Raw genomic sequence first — 22,724 nt, forward strand, 5'->3', positions numbered from 1 at the left:
AACTTTCCGGGCAGGATGCCCGGAAAGCGCGTAAGCGGGGTGGCTTTTCTCTTTGGTTACTTTCTCTTTGGCCACGCAAAGAGAAAGTAACTCGGCTGCCGTAGGCAGACGAAAGCTCTTGCTCTGAAAGCTCTTCGCTCCGAATACGGGGAGAAGCGAGAGCATCGCCCGCAAGCAGGCTCCTACGGAGATGCGGGCATTCACGTGTAGAAGCTCCCGGCCAGGGTTCCCAGCAGCAGCGTCCAGCCGTCCACCAGCACGAACAGCATGATCTTGAACGGCAGCGAGATGATCATCGGCGAGACCATCATCATGCCCATCGACATCAGCACGCTGGCCACCACCAGGTCGATGATCAGGAACGGGATGAACAGCAGGAAGCCCATCTGGAACGCGGTCTTCAGCTCGCTGGTGAGGAACGCCGGCATCGCCACCTTGAACGGCACGTCGGCCTTGCTCGCATAGGGCTTTTCACCGGCCAGCCGGGTGAACAGCGCCAGGTCCGCTTCGCGCGTCTGGTCGAGCATGAAGTGCTTGAACGGCGCCGACGCCGCCGGCAGCGCCTGCTCGGCGGCAAGCTGGCCGTCCATGTACGGCTTCACGCCGTCGGCGTAGGACTTGTTCAGCACCGGCGACATCACGAACAGGGTGAGAAACAGCGCCAGCCCCAGCAGCACCTGGTTCGGCGGGGTCGATTGCGTGCCCAGCGCCTGGCGCAGGAAACCGAGCACGATGATGATGCGGGTGAACGAGGTCATCATCAGCGCGATCGCCGGCAGCAGCGTCAACGCCGTCATCAGCGCCAGCACCTGCAGCGACAGCGTCCAGCTCTGCCCGCCGCCGGGCACGTTCTGCACGTTGACCAGCGGAATACCCGGCGGTGGCGCCGCCAGCGCCGCCAGCGGCAACAGCAGCAGCGACGCGACGACGATCCAGCGCCACGCCCTCATGCGCTGCGCTTCCAGCGTGCCAGCAGCTCGCCGAACGCGGGCAGCGGCGGAGCGGCAGGTTGTTCGATCGCGACGGGCTCGGCCGCTGCACCATCGTAGACGTGCAGCGTGCGCATGCCGCCCGGCCCCATGCCGATCAGCAGACGCTTGCCGTCGGCATCGAGCAGCAGCAGCCGCTCGCGCGCGCCCACCGCGAACGTTTCCACGCAGCGGATGCGCCGCCCGGCCACGCCATGGCGACGCTGCATCCGCCGGGTCAGCCAGCCGGCGGCCAGGATCAGGCCGATGATGCCGAGCAGGCTCAGCACCACGCGCACCAGTTCGCCGGCCGCATTGAATTCCGGCGTGGCCGCCGGCGCAACGGCGAGCATGAGGGCCAGGGTGCCCATCAGCGCAGCTTGCGCACGCGTTCGGCCGGACTGATCACGTCGGTCAGGCGGATGCCGAACTTCTCGTTGATCACCACCACCTCGCCGTGCGCCACCAGGGTGCCGTTGACGAACACGTCCAGCGGCTCGCCGGCGGCGCGGTCCAGCTCCACCACCGAGCCCTGGTTCAGCTGCAGCAGGTTGCGGATGCTGATGCGGGTGCGCCCGACTTCCATCGCCAGGGTCACCGGCACATCCAGGATCATGTCGAGGTTGACGTCGCCGCTGCCGGCGGCGAGGCCGTGCAGCGAATCGAACTCGACGCGCTCGCCGGCGGTGGCGGACAAGGTTTCAGCGGACTGGTTCATGCGGGGGTCTTCTCTTTGAAGTTGTCGCCGGCCGCGCGCTTCTCGCGGCGCCCGGCCTGGGCATGGAAACGCACGGCGTTGCGGCCGCCGGACTGGCCGTAGTGGCCTCGGAACACCGGCACGTCCTCGGCGTAGACGGTGGCCAGCTCCGGCAACTGCACCGGGATCACGTCGCCCGGGCGCAGGTGCAGGAACTCGCCGAGGCTCAGCTGCAGGTCGAGCAGCAGCGAGCTGAGGCCCACCTCCGCGTCGAACACCTCCTCCTGCAGCATCTCCGCCCAGCGGTCATCGCGGTCGGCGCGGTCGCTCTGCACGCCGGCGTCGAGCAGGGTGCGGATCGGCTCGACCATCGCGTACGGCAGGCTCAGGTGGATCTCGCCGCCGCCGCCGTCGAGTTCGACATGGAAGCGCGACACCACCACCGTCTCGGTCGGGCTGACGATGTTGGCGAACTGCGGGTTGATCTCGGAGTTCTGGTACTCGAACTGCAGGCCCAGCACCGGCGCCCACGCCTCGGTCATCGCGCCGAACAGTTCCTCCAGCATGATCTGGATCACGCGGTTCTCGGTGGCGGTGAAGTCGCGCCCTTCGATGCGCGCGTGGAAGCGCCCGTCGCCGCCGAAGAAGTTGTCGATCACGGTGAACACCAGGCGCGGCTCGAACACCACCAGCGCAGTGCCGCGCAGCGGCTTGATGCGCACCAGGTTCAGGTTGCTCGGCACCGCCAGGCTGTGCACGTACTCGGCGAACTTGACCATCTTCACGCCCAGCACCGAGACCTCGCAGGTCTTGCGCAGCACGTTGAACACGCCCAGCCGGAAGAACCGCGCAAAGCGTTCGTTGACCATTTCCAGCGTGGGCAATCGCCCGCGCACGATGCGGTCCTGCTGGGTGAAGTCGTACGCGATCACCGCATCGACCGGCGGCGGCTCGTCGCCGCCGGTGGCTACCGCGCCGCCGCTGACGCCGTCCAGCAGCGCATCGATCTCGTCCTGGGAAAGCAGATCGCTCATGCCTGCGGCCTCTTCGTCACTGCATCACGAAACTGGTGAAGTACAGCGCGTCGACGCCGGGCCGGCCGAGCCGCGCCTTGACGATCTTGCGCACGGCGGTCAGCGCATCGGCCTGCAGCTTCTGGCGTCCGGCGGCATCGCCGATGATCGCGAAGTCCTGGTTGCTGAACAGCGCCACCAACGCGTCGCGGATCACCGGGTCGGCCGCCTTGGCCACCTCGATCGCCGCGGGGTCGTGCGACATCAGGGTAACCCCGACCTGCAGGTAGCGCAGCGATTCGGCGTCGCGGAAATTCACCACGAAGGCCGGGTCCAGCGGCAGGTAGAGTTCGGCCTGGGCCATCTTCGGCGTCGACTTGCCGGCCTTGCCCGGCACGGACTGGCGCGACTGCCATGCATAGCCGCCGATGCCCAGCGCCAGCAGCAACACCACCGACACCGCGATCACCAGCGGCTTGCGGCTCTTGCGCTCGGGCGTGGCATCGGCCACCTCGCCAGCTTGTTCCTCGTCGACCATGAAAACCTCGATCTGCAGATAGTTGAAAGGCATGTGCAGTGCACGTGCCTTGCATCAAAAGCAAACCACGTGCCATCAGCGGAAAGTGTTGCCCCAGCTGGTTCCGCGGCGGATGCGCCACGCACGCGGCGCTTTCTTGACGCCCGCCGGTGCATCGACGCGACGCGATCACGGCGGGCCGCTCCGCACGCGACAATCCGCTGGCCGGCGCCGCGGCGAAGCCACCGCGCGGGCGTCAGGCTGGTGCAGGGAACCGGGGCGAACGGACTCAGGCGAACGCGTCGAGCAGGCCGACCTTGCCCAGCGTCGACGGCATGCCGCCGTGGACGTCGGTGATCTCGTCCAGCGCGGCCGTGCCACCGCCTTCGGCATGGCCGCGGCGGTCGCCGCGATCATGCTGGCCGACCTCGGCATGGCCGAGCGAAAGACCGTGCCGCGCCAGCATCTGGTCCAGTTGCGGCAGGCTCTGCTGCACCGCCGGGATCGCTGCCGCGTGCTGCGCGCTGAACACCACGTCGACACGCCCGTGGTTCACGCTGACGCTGACGTCGAGCGAGCCCAGCTCCTCGGGGTGCAGGCGGATTCGCGCCTGCTTGATGCTCTGCCCGCCCAGCCAGGCCACCTGCTGGCCCAGGTCCTGGGCGAACGAGGGACTCCCCGGCGACGCCGGCAGTTGCAGCTGATGCGGTGCCGCCGGTGCCGTGGTGGCAGCGGGTGGGGCCGGCAGCGCCATCGCCATCAGCAAGCCGCGTCCCTCCGCTGAATCCTTGTCGGCGGCGGCCGAAGCCGGCAGGGCGGCGGCGGCCATCGCTGGCAGGCTGGCTGCCAGCGGCAGCGTGCCGGCAGGCGCGGCGCCCGGACTGCCGACGCTGTCGAGCTGAAACATGGTGACAGTCCCGACACCGCCGGCCACGGCCTTGCCGGCCGACCCCGACGAGCCGGCGCCCACACCGGCGTGGCCGGTAGCCGGTTGCAGCGCAGCCGCCACCGACGAGCCCAGCAAGGCGAGCATGGCGGCGGCCACGGCGGGCGCCGGCTGGCCGTCCGACTCGTTCCTGTCTGCCGGCGCGGTTGTCGTCGGCGCGACCGTCCCGGCCGCCGGCACGCTCACGGGTGTTGCTGGCGGCAATGCCGGCGACGTGCCCGGATCAGCCGGTCGGGCGGTAGCCGGCTGCCGATCCGTCGATGGCGATGTTGCCGGCATGCGCTTGCCGTCATCCTGGTTGCCCGGTGCATCGTCCGTGTTCCTGGCGTCATGCTGCTGTCGCGCGACGTGCAACTGGCTGTCGAACTCGTTCGCCGCGCCGTTGCCGGCACTGTCGCGCAGCTCGCCCGCGGTGGTGGATCGCGGCCCCGCGGTGGCGACGGGTCCGGTAGCGGTGGCGGTGACGGGAGCGCTCATGGCGGGGGCCATCCTTCTGTCATGGATGCACGTGCGGCCGGCCACGCAAGGTGCGGCAGGGTAGCGCAGGGGCGGGGCGGCAGCGGCGAGGCGAGCGGAGCTTTCATCGCAGTCGCCGGTATTGCATGCGTTCGTCGACCTCGGCCTGCTCGTGGCGGTCCGCAGCCCGGCGTTCTTCTTCGCGGTGCTGTGCGACCACGCTGACCAGCGCGCTTTCGCGGGCGTGCGCACGCCGCCAGTGATCGCGCACCTGCACCAGCTGGCGGTCCTGCCGGGCCACCTCGGCCTCCTGCTGCACGATCGCCCGGTCGATCCGTTCCACGAACTGCTGTCGGTTGAGCAGTGCCGTCACACTCTGTGCGCCATCGCCGGCAGCCGCGTACTCCAGCCGGTAGCGGTGCAGCTCGCTGAGCTGGTGCTCTGCCCGGGCCAGCGCCTGCTGCTGTACCGCCAGCTGCGTCAGCGCGTCTTCGCTGCGCTGCCTGGCCTGCTCCACCGCGGGCTCCAGCTGATGTGCGCGCGAGCTCATCCGGCCACCTGCCCGGCGAGGGCATCGAGTGTTTCGATCGCCATTTCCAGCGTCATCGGCTCGTCGACTTCCTGCTGCAGGAAGGCGCGCAGTTGCGGCCACAGCTCGATCGCCTGGTCGACCTGCGGGTCGGAGCCTTTCTGGTACGCGCCCACCGCGATCAGGTCGCGCTGCTGGCGGTAGGCGGAATAGACCTGGCGGAAGCGCTGCGCCGCGCGCAGGTGTTCGCGCGCCACCACCGCCGGCATCACGCGGCTGATCGATGCCTCGATGTCGATCGCCGGGTAGTGGCCGGCTTCGGCGAGGTCGCGCGACAGCACGATATGGCCGTCCAGGATCGCGCGTGCCGCGTCGGCAATCGGGTCGTGGCGATAATCGTCACCCTCGGTCAGCACGGTATAGAACGCGGTGATCGAGCCGCGCCCGTCGGCGTCGTTGCCGGCGCGCTCGACCAGCGCCGGCATCATCGCGAACACCGATGGCGGGTAACCCTTGGTCGCCGGCGGCTCGCCGATCGCCAGCGCGATCTCGCGCTGCGCCTGCGCGTAGCGGGTCAGCGAGTCCATCAACAACAGCACGCGCTGGCCGCGGTCGCGAAACCACTCGGCAATCGCCGTGGCGTACTGCGCGCCGCGCAGGCGCTTGAGCGGCGGCGCGTCGGCCGGCGCGGCGACGATCACCGCGCGCCGCCGCCCTTCCTCGCCCAGCGTGTGCTCGACGAATTCCTTCACCTCGCGGCCGCGCTCGCCGATCAGCCCGACCACCACCACGTCGGCGTTGGTGTAGCGGGTCATCATGCCGAGCAGGGTCGACTTGCCGACGCCGGAACCGGCGAACAGGCCCAGCCGCTGGCCGCGGCCGACGGTGAGCAGCGCGTTGATCGCGCGCACGCCGACGTCCAGCGGCGCGTCGATCGGCTTGCGCGCCATCGGGTTGATCGGTTCGCGCTTGAGCGCGGCGTGCTCGTCCGACTCCAGCGGACCGAAGCCGTCCAGCGGCACGCCATCGGCGCCAACCACCCGGCCGAGCAAGCCCATGCCGACCGGCAGGCCGCCGCTGCGCGCGTACGGGCGCACCCGCGCATTCGGCAGCACGCCGTGCATGTCGCCCACCGGCATCAGCAGCAGGCGCTCGTCGGCGAAGCCGACCACCTCGGTCTCCAGCGTGGCGCCGTCGGCCGTGTCGACCAGGCAGCGCGCGCCGAGCGCGGCCTCGCAGCCTTCCGCTTCCAGGGTCAGGCCGACCACCCGGCGCAGGCTGCCCTCCACCACCAGTGTGCGCTGCGCTTCGGCGCGCGCGCTGCGGCGCGCCAGCTGCCGTTGCCAGCGCGTCTGCCGGGCAGCGGCGACGGCGTCGATACTCATGCGCCGGCCACTCCGTCAGCGGCATCCTCGCCCAGTACGGCATCGATCATCGCCGCCAGGCGGGTTTCCACCCGCGCGTCCAGTCGCGAACGTTCGCTCTCCAGACGGCAATCGCCGCGGCTCAGCGCGGGATCGGCCAGCAGTTGCCAATGACTTTCGGCTGCGCCCGATTCGCGCAGCAAGGCCAGGTCGGCCGGATGCAGGTGCACGCGCAATTCGCGCGTGGCGGCCGGCAACGCGGCGGCAGCCTGGCGCACCGCCTGGATGACCAGCGCGGGCGACAACTGCAGCTCGTGCGCAATCACCCGCTGCGCCACGACCATGGCCAGCCGCGCCAGCTCCTGCCCGGTCTGCTCGTCGAGAACCTGCAGCGGGCGCGCCGCCGCGTCGTACAGCGCGTTGAGCTCGGCCATGCGCTGGCGCAGCTGCTGCTGCGCCGCCGCCGCGCCTTCGGCGTGGCCCGCCGCGTAACCTTCTTCGCGCGCCTGCTGCTCGAGCGCCGCCAGCTCGCGCACGGTCGGCTGTGGCATCGCATTGGCTGCCGGCGTCACAGTCGGCCGGGTGCCCACGTTCGGCAGCTCCCAGCGCTGGAACTCCGCCGCCACGTCGTGGATGCTGGCAGCCATCAGACGAATTCATCCCCACCGGAAGCGAGGCTGAGCTGGCCGGCGTCGGAAAGCTTGCGGGCGATGCCCAGCACTTCCTTCTGCGCCGCGTCCACTTCGCTCAGGCGCACCGGCCCCTTCACTTCGAGGTCGTCACGCATCATGTCGGCGGCGCGCTTGGACATGTTGGCGAAGATCTTCTCGCGCACCTCCGGCTCGGCACCCTTCAATGCGGTGATCAGGGTGCCCGACGGCACCTCGCGCAGCAGGGTCTGCATGCCGCGGTCGTCCAGCTCGGCGAGGTCCTCGAACACGAACATCAGGTCTTCGATGCGCCCGCCCAGGGCATCGTCCTGGCTGCGGATGGCGGTCATCAGCTCGGTTTCGCGGCTGGTTTCCATCGCGTTGAGGATGTCGGCGGCGGCCTTCAGCCCGCCCACGCTGGCGGACTTGAGTTTCTTGGTGTTGCCGGAGAACTGGCGCTCCATGATCTCGTCCAGCTCGTTCAGCGCATGCGGCTGCACGCCGTCGAGCGTGGCGATGCGCATCACCGCGTCGGAGCGCACGCGCGGCGGCAGGTAGCCGATCACCTCGGCGGCCTGGTCCGGCTCCAGGTGCGCCAGCACCAGCGCGATGATCTGCGGGTGCTCCTGGTTGATCATCTCGGCGATCGCGCGGCTCTCCATCCACTTCAGCGACTCCAGCCCCTTGCTGGAGCGCCCGAGCAGGATGCGGTCGATCAACCCGCCGGCCTTGGTCTCGCCCAGCGCGTTGGTGAGGATCTTGCGGATGTATTCCTCGGTGCCGACGCCCAGCGAGGTCTGCTGGCCCATGTCCTGGTTGAGCCGGGCCAGTGCGTGCTCGACATGCTCGCGCGAGACGCTGGTGAGCCCGGCCATCGCGGTGCCGACTGCCTGCACGTCGCGCGCACTCAAGTGCTTGAGCACCTCGGCGGCATCCTGCTCACCCAGCGTCAGCAGCAGGATTGCCGCGCGCTGTGCACCATTGACGGGCGCATCGGAACGATTAGTTGCCATCTTCGCTCACCCAGTTCCTCACGACTTGCGCCACTTGTTTGGAGTTTTCGCCGACCATCCGCCGGGCCTGGCCGACGCGCTGCTCGTAGGAAAGCGTCGGCATGGCACCGCCGAGCCGGGCCGGTTCGTTCGCGGCCGGCTCGTCGTCGACGCGCACCGAGATCTGCGGCATCGGCGAGGGCAGCGCGCGCGTCGCCGGCTCGCCGCGCAGCAGGCCCTTCAGCAGCGGGCGCAGCAGGCCGAACGCCACCAGCAGTGCGATCAGCACGCCGGCGCCCTGCTTGAACAGGTCAAGTACGCCGGGCCGGCCCCACAACGGGGTTTCCGGCAGCGCCTCCGGTGCCGCGCCGCGCTGGAACGCCTGGTTCACCACGCTGACGCTGTCGCCGCGGGCGGCATCGAAGCCGACCGCATTCTTGGTCAGCTCGGTCAGGTGCTGCAGTTCCTGCGTGCTGAACGGCACGCTCTTGGGCGCCGCCGCCGGTTCGTCGGCACTGGCGTCCGGGCTGGCGGGACTGGCCAGCTTGTCGTCCAGCACCACCGCCACGGTCAGCCGGGCCAGCCGCCCCGCCGGATCGCTGACGTGGCTGATGGTGCGGTCCAGTTCGTAGTTGCGGGTGGCGCTGCTGGAATTTTCGCCCGGGTTGCCGGCGGTTGCCGTGGCCGTCGCTGTGGCGGCCTTGCCGGCATCGGGCCTGGCCGCGGTGGGCTGCGCCACCGTGGCCGGCGGCTGGTTGCTGAGTGCGCCGGGCACGCCGCCGCCGGCGGCATCGGCGCCGTGTTGCTCGCTGCTGGTCTGCTCGCTGCGCAGCGCCGGGTGGTCGTGGCCGAACGTCTCGGTCGCTTTCTCGGTGCGGCTGAAATCCAGGTCGGCATGCACCTGCGCGTGCACCCGGCCGGGACCGACCAGCGGCATCAGCAATTCCTCGATGCGCTGGGCGTAGGTGTTCTCGATCCGCGTGGCGATGCGCAGGCGGTTGTCGCCCACCGCGCCCGGGCTTTCCGGGTCGGTGGTCAGCAACTGGCCCTGCTGGTCGATCACCGAAACCTGGCGCGCTTCCAGGTTCGGCACGCTGGCCGCCACCAGGTGCACGATCGCCGCCACCTGGCCGGCGTCGAGCTGGCGGCCCGGGTACAGCGTGACCAGCACCGAGGCGCTGGCTTCGCGATTGTCGCGGATGAAGGCGGAGGGTTTCGGCAGCGCCAGGTGCACGCGCGCGGCGCGCACCGACTGCAGTCCGCCGATGGTGGTGCCCAGGTCGGCTTCCAGCAGTTGCTGGTAGCGCGTGCGCTCGGCCAGGTCGCTCATGCCGAACGGCGAGTCAGTGGCTGGCAGCGCACTGCTGCTGGCGCTGCCCTGCGGCAGGCCCTTCGCGGCCAGCTTCAGTCGCAGCGCGGCCAGGTCAGCGGCCGGCGCCATGATCGACGAGCCGTCGCTGTTCAGCTGGTAGGGCGTGTTGCCCGCCTGCAGTTCCTGCGTGATCGCCGAGGCGTCCTTCTGCTCCAGCCCGGCGTACAGCAGCCCGTAGTTCGGGCCGCGCGACCACAACACCACGGCCACGCCCAGCGCCACCGCCGCGGCCACCGCCACCAGCAGCACGAGCTGCCGCGTCGCCGGGTTGCGGGCGAGCTGCTTGAAGGGGTCCAGGCGCGTACCGTTGTTGGCGGTTGTCGCGATGGCGTTGTCGGCCATGCTGCTGCTCTTTGGCTAGGGGGCGGAACCGGTTCGGCGCATGTGCGTCAGACCGGCATGTTCATGATTTCCTTGTAGGCGTCGACCAGCTTGTTGCGCACCTCGACCACGGTGCGCAGCGACAGATCGGCCTTCTGCACCGCGATCATCGTGCGGCCGAGGTCTGCGCCGGGATCGCCACGCTCGAAGCTCGCCGCCATGCGGCCAGCTTCCAGCTGGCTGCGGCCCACGGCGGACAGCGACTGCTTGAGCACGTCGGAAAAATCGGCCTGCCCGACGCTGGTCGCCGGCTTCACCGCCGCTTCCGGCGCACGCACCTGCGCGGTCATCTGGCGCATCTGGGACAGCAGGTTGTTGACGTCGATGGTGCTCATCGCGATGCGTCCTCATGACGGATTCCCGACGCGTGACGGGATTTCAAGTGAGTGGTTGCACGAGGCGTGCCATTGGGGAGCACCGTGGGTTGCCCCCTCCCTTGCGGACAAGCAGGGGAGGAGCCAATCCCGACACTCATGCCGCCAGGCTGTTCTGCAAGCCGTACTTGCGCAGTTTTTCCACCAGCGTGGTGCGTTGCATGTGCAGCAGGCGCGCGGCATGCGCCACCACGCCGCCGGTGACGTCGAGCGCCTGGCGGATCAGCCCCACTTCGATGTCGGCCAGGTGATCCTTCAGGTCCAGGCCCTGCTCCGGCAGCGTGCGCAGCGCCTCGGCCACCGGCTGCAGACCGGCTTCGCACGGCGGCAGCTCGTCGTCCATCAGCGCCAGCAGCGCAGCGCCATGCACTTCGTCGACGGCCTGCTGGCCGCGGTACTTCTTCGGCAGGTCGCTGCCGCGCACCTCGCCGTGCGGGAACAAAATCGCCATGCGCTCGACCAGGTTGGAAAGCTCGCGCACGTTGCCCGGCCAGGCATGCGTGCGCAGCGCCTGCATCGCGCCGGCGCTGAAACGCACCACGCCCAGTCCGCGGCGGGCGAGGCGCTGGTTGAACTCGGCCACCAGCACCGGCAGGTCGTCCAGCCGCTCGCGCAGCGACGGCAGTTCGAGCGGGAACACGCTGAGCCGGTAGAACAGGTCCTCGCGGAAGCGGTCGCTGGCGATCGATTCTTCCAGGTTGCGGTGGGTCGCAGCGATGATGCGCACGTCGCAGCGCATGGTCTTGCTGCCGCCGACCCGCTCGTAGGCGCGCTCCTGCAGCACGCGCAGCAGCTTCACCTGCATCGGCAGGCTCATGTCGCCGACCTCGTCGAGGAACAACGTGCCGCCTTCGGCCATTTCGAAACGGCCCTTGCGTGCGCTGATCGCGCCGGTGAAGGAACCCTTCTCGTGACCGAACAGTTCACTCTCCAGCAGTTCCGCCGGAATCGCCCCGCAGTTGATCGCCACGAAGGGCTTGTCGCGGCGCGGCGAATGCTCGTGGATCGCCCGCGCCACCATTTCCTTGCCGGTGCCCGACTCGCCCAGCACCAGCACGGTGGAGTCGAACGGCGCGACCTGACGGATCAGCGCGTTGACGCGCAGCATCGACGCCGCGTTGCCGACGAAGCGCAGCGCGCCGGACTGGCCGCCGAGCAGCCGCGCATAGATGTTGCGCATGGCCTCGGCCATCTTCTCGTAGCGCAGCGGGAATGCCAGCGTGGCCATCCGTGCGGCAAACGGCGATGCCGGCGCGCTGAAGCGCTCGAGCCAGGGTGAATCGCCGGCCAGCAACACCGGTACGTGCGACGCCGCGGCACCCAGCAGGGCGAACTGGCGCTCCGCCTCGGCGTCGTCGTCGATGCTGCCGATGTACACGGCGCGCCATGCGTGGGTGGATTCATCCGTCCCGCTGCAGGCGGCGCCGCGTTGCGGCCGGTAGCCCAGGAAGTGAAGTGCCGAAAGCACGGAGTCCACACGCGCCTCATCGGATTCGATGACCAGGAAGTCGAATTTCTGCACTGCTTTCTCCTTACCACACTGCTTATTTGGCGGCCCCATGCTTCCAGCGGGAACGCTTTTTCATCGATGCCGGGCTTCCGTTGCCGGCCTGATGAACCATGAGCAATTAGGAGGCCAATGTTTCCGGCCAGCGTGGTGACAAAATGTCACCTGTCGGAAAAACCACCACCACCGCATCGACAAATAGGCGCAACCATGTTCCCTAACTGCATGAAACATGGATGGTTTGCGCGGCGTTCGCGGCATGGCCTTGCGCACATGCCAAATGTGACCGACGTGGAGAGAAGCGCCGGCGGGGTTTCGCAATTGCGAACTGCATCACATCTGATGCATCGACCAGGTCGCCCCTCACACCACCGGCTGGCGTGCCCCTGCCACTTTGCGTCGGTGATGGCGGAAAACCAGACGCTCAATTGCGTCACTCAGTGCATCGCCCAATGGCGCAAAAATCACGAACACTCGACCATCGTCGAATTGACGCTGCACCTGTGCGGCGAGTTCGAGCGGCAGGCTGCGGCACAGGTCGAAACGGATGCGCAGCAGCAGGCCGCCGCCGGCCGGCGCCAGGCCCGCGGGCAGGATCGCGCCGATCGCATTGAAACGCAGCAGTTGCCGCGGTGGCAGCACGCTGCCGGGTACCAGCAGGTTGTTGACGATCTCCACCAGCACGGTGAGCTTGGCGTCCATCCGCAGCATTTCCTGCATCAGCGGGCTGTCGTCTTCGCCGCTGTCGGCGCGACGCTCTTCCAGCGCGGCGATCGCGGCCAGCACGTTCGCGTTGCGTTCGGCCAGCTGCTGCAGCAACGCCGGCGACGGCGGCCAGGCCAGCGGCTCGCAGTCGGCATGCAGGCTCTCCTCGCAGCTGACCCGATGCTCGAAATCGTCCCAGCCGGCCGCCGCGGCGCTATCCGATGGGGTACTGCCCGAGGGTGTGCTGTCTGAGGTCATGGCGTGGCTCCGCGACGCGGTGATGCCGAACCGCCACGCCGGCGGCTTTCGGCGATGGAACTCAGCAGCCGCGACCCGTCACGGCTGCGCGTAGGCGGCGATCGCGCGGGCGCGATCGGTTTCCCGCTGCCATTGCTCGGCCGCCGAGTTCCGCGCGCTGCCGACGATCGTCTGCAGCTGGCGATCGTACGCCAGAATCTCGTCCAGCCGGGCCAGGCTGTCCGGGTCGGACGCATGCCGGCGCAGCAGCAACGGCTCGCGCTCGGCCTCCAGCTCGATCAGCCGCGACCATTCCTGCGCATGCGCGGCGGTCAGCATGCTGCGGGTCAGCTGCAGCGCGAGTTCCAGCACGTCCGTGCTCACGCGCCAACCCCAGGCTGGACGACGACGGCGGGGGCGATCTTCACCCAGCTGTCGCGGATCGGCTGCAGCAGGTTGCTGACCTCGTCGATCAGGCTGGCGTCGTCGCGCAGGTTGGCCTGCAGCAGGCGGCGGCTCATGTAGTCGTAGAGCGAATCCAGCCGCTCGACCATTGCCGGATCAACCTTGGCATCGAGGCTGTCGCGCAAGCCGCCGAGGATCTCGATGCAGCGCGTTATCGCCTCGCCCTTCGCCGCAACCTCGCCGCGCAGCATGTGCGCACGCGCCTTCACCAGTCGCTCCAGCGCGCCGTCCATCAGCAGCGTGATCAACCCGTGCGGGTCCGCCGATTCCACGCCGCCGTGCGAACGGACCTGTTGATAGGCGCCTGCGCCGTAGCCGAATGCCATGATCGTCTCCCTTACTTCTTGTTGCTGTTGTTGAGCGCGTCGAACTGCTGCTGCAGGTAAGTGCTGGTGCTGTTGAGCTTGCTCATCAACGTATCCAGTGCGGTGAACTGCGCCTGGTAGCGTGCGGTGAGATCATCCATGCGGCTATTGAGTGTGGTCTGCTGGTTCGACAGGTCCTTCAACTGTTCGCTGAGGCTGGTGGTGCGCCCGGCCAGCAGGCCGGAATCACCGACCCAGGTGTTCAATGACGTGTTCAGCTTGGCGGCGAATCCGCCAGTGCCGGCAAACAGGTTGCCGACGGTCTTGCCGCCATCGGACAACGCCGTGGCCAGCTTGCTGCTGTCCAGCTTCAGGGTGCCGTCCACCTGCAGCGAGATGCCGATGGATGACAGCGTCGTGCCGTTCGCGGTGCCGCCGACAATGCTCGACAAGGTGCTGTTGATGCTGTTCAACGTGGCATCGCCGATCATCGCGCCAGCGGTTCCGCTGGTGGCGTCGTACCTGGTGAGGTTCTGGTAGATGCCCACGAAGCTGTTGTACGTACTGACCAGGTTGGTCAGCGCGCTGGTCGCCTTGGAGGAATCATTAGACACGCTGAGCGTGCTGCTGCCGACCTTGATGAGATTGAGCGTAAGCCCGTCGATAGCGGAGCTGACGGTATTGCTGGCACTGCTGGCGGACAGTCCGTCGATGGTGTAATTCGCGTCGCTGGCCGCATTGATCACGCTCAGCGCATTGCCACTTGTGGCAGCTGCGTCGTAGTTCAACGCGGCAAGGCCGCCATCGCCACCACTGCTGCTTACCGTGAAACTGTTCGCCGCACCGGTTTGCGTACCACTCAGCACCAGATGCGCACCATCGCTGCCGGTGACGATGGTCGCTGACACACCAGGGTTGTCACTGGCCTTGTTGATCGCATCGCGCACCGCGGCGAGCGAGTTGTTGGTGCTGTCGAGCGTGAGGCTCATCGACTTGCCCGCCACCGCGAGGGTGAGCGTACCGGTACCGACCGCGGTGCTGGCGCTGGCGAACGCTCCGGAAGACGCCTTCAACGAACTGGCCAGCCTGGTTACCGCGATGTTGTAGCTGCCGCTGACGGCGGTGCCGTCGCTGCCGGCGCCAAGGACCGTGGTGTCGCTGCTGGTCACGGTGCGACTGGCGAACGCACTGCCGTCGGTAAGCGAAGCCATCGCCGACTGCAGCGCGGAAAGCGCGGCGCCGACCTGGCCCAGCGCGGAAAGCTGGGTATTGGCAACCTGGGCCTGGTTGGTGATCTGGTCCTGCTGCGGCGCTTTTTTGGCGGCCACCAGCTTGTCGACCAGCGAGGCCACATCGAGTCCGGAACCCACGCCCAGTGAAGTCAGCAAACCCGTGGTCGGTGTGGTGGAGCCAACGGTGATTGCCATGAGCGGGTTTCCTCAAAATGGAGGAAACGGCCGCCATGCCTGGCGGCCGTTTCGGGTCAAGCTGTTAACCGAGCAGTTTCAGCACGCTCTGGGTGGAGGCGTTGGCCTGCGCCAGCACCGAGACACCGGCCTGCTGCAGGATGTTGGCGCTGGACATGTTCGCGGTTTCCGCGGCGAAGTCGGCATCCTGGATCTGGCTGCGCGACGCGCTCAGGTTCTGCGAAATGGTCTGCAGGTTGGCGATGGTGGAGCTGAAGCGGTTCTGCACCGCGCCGAGGTTGCTGCGCATCCCGCTGACTGTCGCCAGCGCCGCGTCGATGCGGTTGATGGTGGAGTTGGCGCCGTCCACGGTCAGCACGTTCGCCGATGCCAGAGTCTTCGTGGTGTCGAGCGCGATATTCGCCGAGAAGCCGATGTCGGCCGACTGCGAACCCGAGAACGTGATGGCGGATGCAGCGCTCAGCGTGAGCTTCCCGTAGGTATCCGTGACCATGCCTGCTGCCAGGCCACCCGTGGCGCCGCCGCCTACCGTCTGAGTGACGTTGATATCACGGCCATCGACAGTCGACAGGGTCATGTTGCCACCAGCGTCCACACTGGCGGTCACTCCGGTCTGGGTGGAGTAGGCGTTGATCTGCGCGACCACCTTGTCGCCCGTCAACGCACCGCCCGAGGTATCCGTACCTGCGGCATAGATATCCTGACCGTTGATGTTCAACGCGTAGGTATTGCCGGCAGCGCCACCGGTACTGGTGAAGGCGCCGCTGACCGAGTTGCTGGCCGTGGCGGTCAAACCGGAAACATTGGACGCGTTGATCGCTGCGGCTTTCGCGTACGCACTTCCGGCGCCTTGCCCGGCCGAGGGGCCGGCCACCGAGGCCGCGATATTGGTGACTGCACCGGTGCCCACCTGGATTTTCAGGTTGCTAGCCACGAGCGCGCTGGTCGTTACGGCGCCGCCGGTTCCGGTGGCAAGCGAACCCATCTGATCGGCACGCGCGCCCTGGCTCAGGTTCACCGAAATCGTTTCACCGACGTTGGCACCGACCTGGAACGCGGCATTGCCGAAGCTGCCGTCCAGCACATGGCGGCCGTTGAAGCTGGTCTGGGTGGAGATACGGGTGATTTCCGCCAGACGCTGCTGCACTTCGGCGTCGAGCGCGGCGCGGTCGCTGTCGGAGTTGGTGGCGTTGGCCGACTGCACCGCCAGGGTGCGGATGCGCTGCATGTTGTTGGTCACCTCGTTCAGCGCCGACTCGGTGGTCTGCGCCAGCGAGATGCCGTCGTTGGCATTGCTGACCGCCTGGTTCAGGCCGTTGATCTGGGTGGTGAAGCGGGTCGAGATGGCGAGACCGGCGGCGTCGTCCTTCGCGCTGTTGATGCGCATGCCGGAGGACAGACGCTCGATCGCGGTGGCGAGCTTGCTCTGCGAGGTGGCCAGGTTTTTCTGGGCATTCAGCGAGCTGATGTTGGTGATGACGCTCATGACCATGGGAATTCTCCGAATCGGGGTGGTGTGCCGATGTGAGTCGGCTCAGACAATCCGGCGGGGATTCACCATTGAATGCATCCGCCTTGTGAACTGTTTCGACCCACCACACCGAAACTTGAGTCTTGTCAACGCAAATAATCGAACAATTTCGAACCCTGGATTTTCGTGAACGTCTGCTGCGCCGCCTGCAGCGCCGTGGTCTGCGCGCCAAGCTGGCTGATCGCGTCGTAGTAGTTCAGATCCTGCACGTTCGACAGCGCGCTCTTGTACTGCAGGGTCAGGTCGTCGTTGAGTCCACTCTGCTGGTCGAGCGCATTCATGCGCGCACCGACCATGCCGCGGGTACGTGTGATCGTGTCGATCGCCTGGTCGAGATTCGCGAACTGCGTGTTGATGCTGTTCTGCATGTCGGCGCCGCCGCCGGGCTGGCGCAGCGTATTGATGATGTTGTCCAGCGTGGTGAATACGTCCTGTTTGGCGGACGCGCCCAGCGAGAAGGTGTCGCCTGCGCCGGGCTCGCCGCTGAATGCCACCTGCGCGCCATGGAAGGTGATGTTGCCGCCGCCGGTTGCGTCATAGCTGCCGCTGTCCAGCACCGTGCCGGCGCCGTCGCGTACTTCATACGCATCGGCGGCGGTGAACACGATGCTGTAGCTGCCACCGTCCCACGCCGAGGGATTCGCATTGGGATCGCTGACGCTGCTGGCGCCGGCTACCGCGCTGCCCGTATTCGCCGCGCTGGCGCTGATCGCGAACTTGCCGTTGCCGGTGGGAATATCGGCGAACACCGCACTGCCCGGATCGCCGGTAGCCACCTGCAGGCCGGGGCCGGCGGCGACCATGCGCTGACCGTCGTCGCCCAGGTAGCTCACGCCGTCCTGCGAAGCGAACGGCGCAGTGCCGGTGCGGTTGCCGGCAAACAGGTAGTCGCCCTGGCCGTCCTTGCTGTTGGCCTGGCCGAGCAACTGCTGGCGCAACTGCACCATCTCCGCGGCGATGTCGCCGCGCGTCTCGTCGGTCTGCGAGCCGTTGGCAGCCTGCAGCAGCAGTGTGCGCACGCGGCCCAGCACGCCGCTGACGTTGGACAGGGTCTGGTCTTCCAGCCCCAGCCGCGCGTTCGCCGTGGTGATGTTGCGCTGGTACTGCGCACTGTCGGCGCCGAGATGGGTCAGCTCCAGCGCACGCGCTGCGCCTACCGGATCGTCGGATGGCTGATTGATGCGCTTGCCGGTGCTCAACTGGATGTTGAGGTCGGACAGGTCGCCCTGCCGCTCCAGCATGCTGCCGACGGATTGCTGCTGCATCCAGCTGGTAGAGACGCGCATGGCTTACCCCTTCACGGCGCTGAGCAGCGCGCCGAAGATGTTGTTGGCGGTACTGATGACTTGCGCGGAAGCCTGGTAGGCCTGCTGGTAGCGCAACAGGTTGGCGGCCTCCTCGTCCAGGTTCACGCCGGAGACGCTCTGCTGCGAACTCATCGCCTGGTGGTACACCGCGGTCTGCGTGCTCAGGTCGTCGTTGGCCAGCGCGCCGGCGCTACCGACCTGGCTGACCAGCTGGCTGTAGGCGCGGCCGGTGCTGGTGACGCCGCCGTCGAGCACGCCCAGATTGGCGACCTTGCCCAGCATCAGCGCGTTGCTGTTGTCGCCCTGCGCATTGCTGTTGGCCTGCACGCCGAAGCTGTCGCCGGCCTGCGGTGCGCCGCTGAGCTGCATGCTCCAGCCGTTGTGGGTGATCGGCTGGCCCGGGGTGAAGGCCTGCGCCGGGCCGCCATCGATGCTGTAGCTGGTGGTCGAGGCGAATACCACGGAGCTGGCGTTGAACAGGTTGGCGTCGCTGCCATTGCTGATGCTGACGCCGGGTGCCGCCGTGCCGGTGTTGCCTGCCGCGGCGGTGGCCTTGAGCGGTGCGGCAGCGGCGATCTTGTCGGGATCGTCGATCGCCACCGAGAAACTCGCGGCGGCGTCGCGGCTGGGCTGCACGCGAAAACTGTCGCCGGCACTAGCGCTGCCACCCACCACCAGGCTCAGCCCGGCAGCGATGAACGGATCGGCGCCGGTGCCGCTGCCGGCCAGCGCGACGCTGTTGCCGTTGGTGTCGCGCATGCTCCAGTTGCTGCCGTCGTAGCTCAGCACATAGTCCTTGCCGGTCAACGCGCCAATGTTGCCGATGGCGGCATCCAGCGTGCCGCTGCCGCTGTTGCTGCTGGCCGCCTGCACGGTCGGACCGGCGACATCGAAGAACGCACCGCCAAGCTTGCCCTGCAGGTCTGCACCCTGCGCATGCTGCGCATTGAACGCGCTGGCCAACGCCTGCGCGCTTCGACCCAGCTGGTTCTGCGCGGGATCCAGCACGTTGCCGCGAAAATCCAGCAACGCACCCAGGGTCCCGCCGCCGATGCGTCCGCTCAGCACCGCACCCGAGTCCGCGCCCACCACTTCCTTGCGGGTGGCGTCGTAGGCGTTGGCTGCGGTGCCCAGCGCATGCGCCTCGGTGCCAGTGACCAGCGCCTGGCCGTTGCCCACGAACACGCTGATGGTGTTGTCGTTCTGCGGCACCACGCTGATGCCGACCTGGCCAGCCAGCTTCTTCACCAGCGCATCGCGCTGATCGAGCAGGTCGGCCGGCGGGGTGCCATCGGTGGCCTGCGAGGAGCGGATCAGCCCGTTCAATTTGGCGATCGAGCGGCTGTCGCTGTTGATCGCGTCGACGGCGTCGCCGATCTGTTGTTGTACTTGGCCGGAGAGCTGGTTGAACTGGCCGGACAGCGCGCGGAAGGTGCTGGCCAGCCCGCCCGCGCGGGCCAGCAGCACCTGCCGCGAGGCCGCGTCCGACGGCGCGTTGGCCATGTCCTGCACCGCGCCGAAGAAGCTGTCCAGCGAGGTCTGCAGGTTGCTGCTGCCGGAAAGCTGGTCGTTGAGCTGGCCGGTGAGGCTGGCCATGCTGCTGGCGCGCCCCTGCGCGGACGTGGCCGACCACAGCGAGCTGTTCAGGAACTGGCTGTAGGCACGCTGCACCGCCACGGTATTGACGCCGGTGCCAACGTAGTAATTGGCCTGTCCTTCGGGCAGCCGGGCGCCGAACGACACCAGCTGGCGGCTATAGCCATCGGTGTTCGCATTGGCCACGTTGTGGCTTACCGTACTGAGCCCGATCTGCGCGGCAAGCAGCCCGGACACGCCAGTCGAAAGCATGTCAGCCATGAATCATCCTCGACACCTGGATCGCCGCCGGAACGGCACGGTATGTGGTCACGGTAACGGCCGCACGGGCGTTCACTTGAATTCACCCGACGAGCGGAGTGTCGCCAGCGCCTCGCGCATCTGCGGGCTGTTGGCGATCGCGGTGATCTTGGCCGCGTACGACGGGTCGGTCGCGTAGCCGCCGTGTACCAGCGCCCGCGCGAAGCCGGCGATGTTCTCGCCCTGGCCCAGCGCCTGCGCGTAGCGCGGACTGTCGGCCAGCAGGCGGGCGTAATCGGCGAACGAATCGGCCGGCGAGTCGTAGGCGCGGAACTGGTCGCGTCGACGCACCGCCACGCCGTTCTCGTATTCCAGCGTGGGCACGCTGACCTTGTCGCCGTCCCAGCTGCTGCCGGCCTTGATGCCGAACAGGTTGAAGCTGCTGCTGCCGTCGCCGTGGCTGGGCAGGTGAGCGCCCCAGCCGGTTTCCAGCGCCGCCTGCGCCAACAGCGCGCGCACCGACACGCCGAGCTTCTTCGCGGCCAGCTCGGCATGCGGCGCCAGCGCGCGGACGAAACCCACCGGGTCACCGCCCGGCAGCAGCTTCGCCGCGGTGTCGGCCACGTCGAGCGCGCCTTGCGCCATGCGGTCGAGCGCCTGGCGCCACGCCGAGCCGGCATCGGCGGTCGAGGGCCTCGCCATGATGCCGCTGCTGCCAGCCGTGCCGTCGGCGCCGTCCGCAGCAGCATCGTCGGCACCCAGCTGCAGCAGGGCGCGCACGTTGGCGTTGGTCACGTCGGCGACGGGTGCCGGCAACGGGCCATGGACATTGCCGGCGGCCACATGCGGCTTGCCGCCGAGCTGGCGCACCAGCATCTTCGCGATGCCGAGGCCGTTGCGGCCATTGGCCAGGCTCAGCGACAGCTGCTGGTCGAACATGTCGCGATACGAATCGACCTGCTCGCTGCCGGCGATGTCGCTGCCCATGCTGGCATTGGCGTCGCGCATCGACTTCAGCATCATCTGGGTGAAGATCGCCTCGAACTGCTTGGCCACCGCCGGCAGCGCACTCTTGCCGCCGTCGCTGCGCGCCTGCGCACGCAACTGCTGGAAGCCGGACAGTTCGGTCCAGGTATCGAGCGCGCGCGATGGGCTGTTGATCGGCGTCATGGTCCCGTCACTCAGGTCAGATCACCACGAGGTCGGCATGCAGCGCGCCAGCCTGCTTCAGCGCCTGCAGGATCGAGATCAGGTCGCTCGGCGTGGCGCCGACCTGGTTCACCGCGCGCACGATGGTATCCAGGCTCACGCCGGGGCCGAACTTGAACATATGCGCGCCTTCTTCGCTGACCTGCACGCTGCTGCTGGGCACGATCGCGGTCTGCCCACCACGGCTGAACGGCGCGGGCTGGCTGACCTGCGCCTGCTCGCTGATGGTGACCTGGATCGCGCCATGCGCCACCGCGGCGGCGCTGACCCGCACGTCCGAACCGATCACCACGGTGCCGGTACGCGAATTCACCACGATCCGCGCCGGTGCGTCGCCCGGCTGCACGTCGAGGTTCTGGATCGCGCCCAGCCACGCCACTTTCTGCGCCGGGTCCTGCGGGCCGCGTACCGACACGGTCCCACCATCCACCGGCTGCGCGGTGCCAGCCCCGTAGGCATGGTTGATCGCGGTGGCGATGCGCGCGGCGGTGGTGAAGTCGGCGGTGTTGAGGTTCAGCATCAGGTCACCGCCGCCGGCGAACGAGGAGGCCACCACGCGTTCCACCGAGGCGCCGTTGGGGATGCGCCCGCTGGCGGAGATGTTCACCTGCACGCTGGAGCCGCTCTTGCCCTGCGCGCTGATTCCGCCTACCACCACGCTGCCCTGCGCCACCGCGTAGACGTTGCCGTCCGCGCCGCGCAACGGCGCCATCAGCAACTGGCCGCCGCGAATGCTCTTGGCGTTGCCGATCGAGGCCACGGTGACGTCGATGGTCTGGCCGGGCTTGGCGAACGGCGGCAGGTCCGCCGTGACCATCACCGCCGCGGCGTTCTTCAGCTGCGGCCGCGCGCTGGCCGGCACGGTGATGCCGAACTGCTGCAGCATGTTCTCCAGGCTTTGCGTGGTGAACGGTGCCTGCGTGGTCTGGTCGCCCGAACCGTCCAGGCCCACCACCAGACCGTAGCCGATCAGCTGGTTGCTGCGCACGCCGGCGACCTGCACCAGGTCGCGGATCTTGTCCGCGTGGGCGGGGGCAACAACGCCGAGCAGCAACACCAGCAGTGCGGCGACGATGCCCCTCCCCCTGCTTGCAGGGCGAGGCTGGCGACCGAAGGGGAGTCCTTCAGGTGAGGGGGTAGCGCCTTTGACGTCAAGATGAAGAGCACCCCACCCCAACCCTCCCCTGCGAGCAGGGGAGGGAGCAGAAACATGCGACGTGGCGTTCATGGTGCTCATCAGAACGGCATCCACTTGGAATTGAAGAAGCGCGACAGCCAGCCGCGCGAGTTCGCGTCGGCCAGCGTGCCGCGGCCGGTGTAGCTGATCCGCGCATCGGCGACGCGGGTGGATGGCACCACGTTGTCCTGGCCGATGTCCTGCGGGCGCACGATGCCGGAGATGCGCACCAGTTCCTGGCCCTGGTTGATGGTCAGCCACTTCTCGCCGCGCACCAGCAGGTTGCCGTTGCTGAGGCGCTGCGCCACGGTAACGGTGATCTGCCCGGTGAGCTGGTTGCTCTGCGTGCTGGAGCCGGCGCCGTCGAAGCTGCGCTCGCCGTCCAGCCCGATGTTCGCCAGCTTGCCGCCGATCGACAGGTTCTGGCCGAGCACGGTGGGCGAGGCGATCTTGGCCTTGTCGGTCTTGCTGGTGCTGGTGGTGGCCTTCTTGCTGGCCTGGGTGCTCTCGACCAGCGCCACGGTGAGGATGTCGCCCACGCGGTGCGCGCGCGGGTCGGTGAACAGCTCCATGTTCTGCTGGTCGTGATAGATCGAGCCGTCGGCCTGCGCCGGCGCGACCTGCGGCGCGGGCGGCGGCGTCGGCGCCCACTCGGCATCGTCGTGCGCGCGCGGGCCGCTGGCGCAGCCTGCCAGCACGGCCAGCACGGCCAGCACGAACAACACTAAGGGATAGCGACGAACGGACATCATGGCGCGC

General features: G+C 68.1%; 23 protein-coding genes. All 23 read right to left on the reverse strand.

Features of this window, described 5'->3' with window-relative positions:
• Positions 1–200: 200 nt before the first annotated feature.
• Positions 201–950 (reverse strand): flagellar type III secretion system pore protein FliP, encoded by a 750-nt coding sequence (fliP, locus tag QQA13_RS11695; protein ID WP_108470724.1) that lies wholly within the window; start codon positions 948–950, stop codon positions 201–203.
• Positions 947–1,339, reverse strand: coding sequence for a FliO/MopB family protein (locus QQA13_RS11700; RefSeq protein ID WP_108470725.1), 393 nt, complete (start codon positions 1,337–1,339; stop codon positions 947–949). The genes fliP and QQA13_RS11700 overlap by 4 nt, the downstream gene beginning before the upstream one ends.
• Positions 1,339–1,686, reverse strand: a complete 348-nt coding sequence (gene fliN, locus QQA13_RS11705; RefSeq protein ID WP_108470726.1) for a flagellar motor switch protein FliN — start codon at positions 1,684–1,686, stop codon at positions 1,339–1,341. The genes QQA13_RS11700 and fliN overlap by 1 nt, the downstream gene beginning before the upstream one ends.
• Positions 1,683–2,699, reverse strand: a complete 1,017-nt coding sequence (fliM, locus tag QQA13_RS11710; RefSeq protein WP_108470727.1) for a flagellar motor switch protein FliM — start codon at positions 2,697–2,699, stop codon at positions 1,683–1,685. The genes fliN and fliM overlap by 4 nt, the downstream gene beginning before the upstream one ends.
• A 16-nt stretch (positions 2,700–2,715) precedes the next feature.
• On the reverse strand, positions 2,716–3,216 hold the full coding sequence (locus tag QQA13_RS11715; protein WP_108470956.1) for a flagellar basal body-associated FliL family protein: 501 nt from the start codon (positions 3,214–3,216) through the stop codon (positions 2,716–2,718).
• Between the two features lie 268 nt (positions 3,217–3,484).
• Positions 3,485–4,618, reverse strand: a complete 1,134-nt coding sequence (locus tag QQA13_RS11720; RefSeq protein WP_159082158.1) for a flagellar hook-length control protein FliK — start codon at positions 4,616–4,618, stop codon at positions 3,485–3,487.
• A 103-nt stretch (positions 4,619–4,721) separates the two neighbouring features.
• Entirely contained in the window at positions 4,722–5,147 is a 426-nt protein-coding gene (gene fliJ / locus QQA13_RS11725) for a flagellar export protein FliJ (protein WP_108470729.1), read from the reverse strand.
• Entirely contained in the window at positions 5,144–6,511 is a 1,368-nt protein-coding gene (fliI, locus tag QQA13_RS11730; RefSeq protein ID WP_108470730.1) for a flagellar protein export ATPase FliI, read from the reverse strand. The genes fliJ and fliI overlap by 4 nt, the downstream gene beginning before the upstream one ends.
• Positions 6,508–7,137: a flagellar assembly protein FliH gene (locus QQA13_RS11735; RefSeq protein WP_108470731.1), complete on the reverse strand. Its 630-nt coding sequence runs from the start codon at positions 7,135–7,137 to the stop codon at positions 6,508–6,510. The genes fliI and QQA13_RS11735 overlap by 4 nt, the downstream gene beginning before the upstream one ends.
• Complete coding sequence (fliG, locus tag QQA13_RS11740; protein ID WP_108470732.1) at positions 7,137–8,153, reverse strand: flagellar motor switch protein FliG; 1,017 nt, start codon at positions 8,151–8,153, stop codon at positions 7,137–7,139. The genes QQA13_RS11735 and fliG overlap by 1 nt, the downstream gene beginning before the upstream one ends.
• On the reverse strand, positions 8,143–9,846 hold the full coding sequence (gene fliF / locus QQA13_RS11745) for a flagellar basal-body MS-ring/collar protein FliF (protein WP_108470733.1): 1,704 nt from the start codon (positions 9,844–9,846) through the stop codon (positions 8,143–8,145). Before fliF ends, fliG begins: the two co-directional genes overlap by 11 nt.
• A gap of 47 nt (positions 9,847–9,893) precedes the next feature.
• Positions 9,894–10,220, reverse strand: coding sequence for a flagellar hook-basal body complex protein FliE (fliE, locus tag QQA13_RS11750; protein ID WP_108470734.1), 327 nt, complete (start codon positions 10,218–10,220; stop codon positions 9,894–9,896).
• 136 nt (positions 10,221–10,356) lie between these two features.
• Positions 10,357–11,781 carry a sigma-54 dependent transcriptional regulator gene (locus QQA13_RS11755; RefSeq protein ID WP_108470735.1) on the reverse strand — a complete coding sequence of 475 codons (1,425 nt, stop codon included), beginning with the start codon at positions 11,779–11,781 and terminating at the stop codon, positions 10,357–10,359.
• A gap of 348 nt (positions 11,782–12,129) precedes the next feature.
• Positions 12,130–12,729 (reverse strand): PilZ domain-containing protein, encoded by a 600-nt coding sequence (locus tag QQA13_RS11760; protein ID WP_108470736.1) that lies wholly within the window; start codon positions 12,727–12,729, stop codon positions 12,130–12,132.
• 78 nt (positions 12,730–12,807) lie between these two features.
• Positions 12,808–13,092, reverse strand: a complete 285-nt coding sequence (locus tag QQA13_RS11765; protein ID WP_234411263.1) for a flagellar protein FliT — start codon at positions 13,090–13,092, stop codon at positions 12,808–12,810.
• Positions 13,089–13,499: a flagellar export chaperone FliS gene (gene fliS / locus QQA13_RS11770; RefSeq protein WP_108470737.1), complete on the reverse strand. Its 411-nt coding sequence runs from the start codon at positions 13,497–13,499 to the stop codon at positions 13,089–13,091. Before fliS ends, QQA13_RS11765 begins: the two co-directional genes overlap by 4 nt.
• A gap of 11 nt (positions 13,500–13,510) precedes the next feature.
• Entirely contained in the window at positions 13,511–14,905 is a 1,395-nt protein-coding gene (gene fliD, locus QQA13_RS11775; RefSeq protein WP_108470738.1) for a flagellar filament capping protein FliD, read from the reverse strand.
• Positions 14,906–14,969: 64 nt separating this feature from the next.
• On the reverse strand, positions 14,970–16,397 hold the full coding sequence (locus QQA13_RS11780) for a flagellin (RefSeq protein ID WP_108470739.1): 1,428 nt from the start codon (positions 16,395–16,397) through the stop codon (positions 14,970–14,972).
• A 125-nt stretch (positions 16,398–16,522) separates the two neighbouring features.
• Positions 16,523–17,722 carry a flagellar hook-associated protein FlgL gene (gene flgL / locus QQA13_RS11785; protein WP_108470740.1) on the reverse strand — a complete coding sequence of 400 codons (1,200 nt, stop codon included), beginning with the start codon at positions 17,720–17,722 and terminating at the stop codon, positions 16,523–16,525.
• 3 nt (positions 17,723–17,725) lie between these two features.
• A complete protein-coding gene (gene flgK, locus QQA13_RS11790; RefSeq protein WP_108470741.1) occupies positions 17,726–19,600 on the reverse strand; it encodes a flagellar hook-associated protein FlgK in 1,875 nt (624 codons plus the stop codon).
• Positions 19,601–19,672: 72 nt separating this feature from the next.
• The gene (flgJ, locus tag QQA13_RS11795) at positions 19,673–20,749 is read right to left on the reverse strand and encodes a flagellar assembly peptidoglycan hydrolase FlgJ (protein WP_108470742.1); all 1,077 of its coding nucleotides are present in this window, start codon (positions 20,747–20,749) and stop codon (positions 19,673–19,675) included.
• A 16-nt stretch (positions 20,750–20,765) separates the two neighbouring features.
• Positions 20,766–21,842 carry a flagellar basal body P-ring protein FlgI gene (locus QQA13_RS11800; protein ID WP_234411283.1) on the reverse strand — a complete coding sequence of 359 codons (1,077 nt, stop codon included), beginning with the start codon at positions 21,840–21,842 and terminating at the stop codon, positions 20,766–20,768.
• Between the two features lie 182 nt (positions 21,843–22,024).
• Positions 22,025–22,714 carry a flagellar basal body L-ring protein FlgH gene (gene flgH, locus QQA13_RS11805; RefSeq protein ID WP_108470959.1) on the reverse strand — a complete coding sequence of 230 codons (690 nt, stop codon included), beginning with the start codon at positions 22,712–22,714 and terminating at the stop codon, positions 22,025–22,027.
• Positions 22,715–22,724: the final 10 nt, after the last annotated feature.

The organism is Rhodanobacter thiooxydans (assembly GCF_030291135.1).
GTDB lineage: Bacteria > Pseudomonadota > Gammaproteobacteria > Xanthomonadales > Rhodanobacteraceae > Rhodanobacter > Rhodanobacter thiooxydans_A.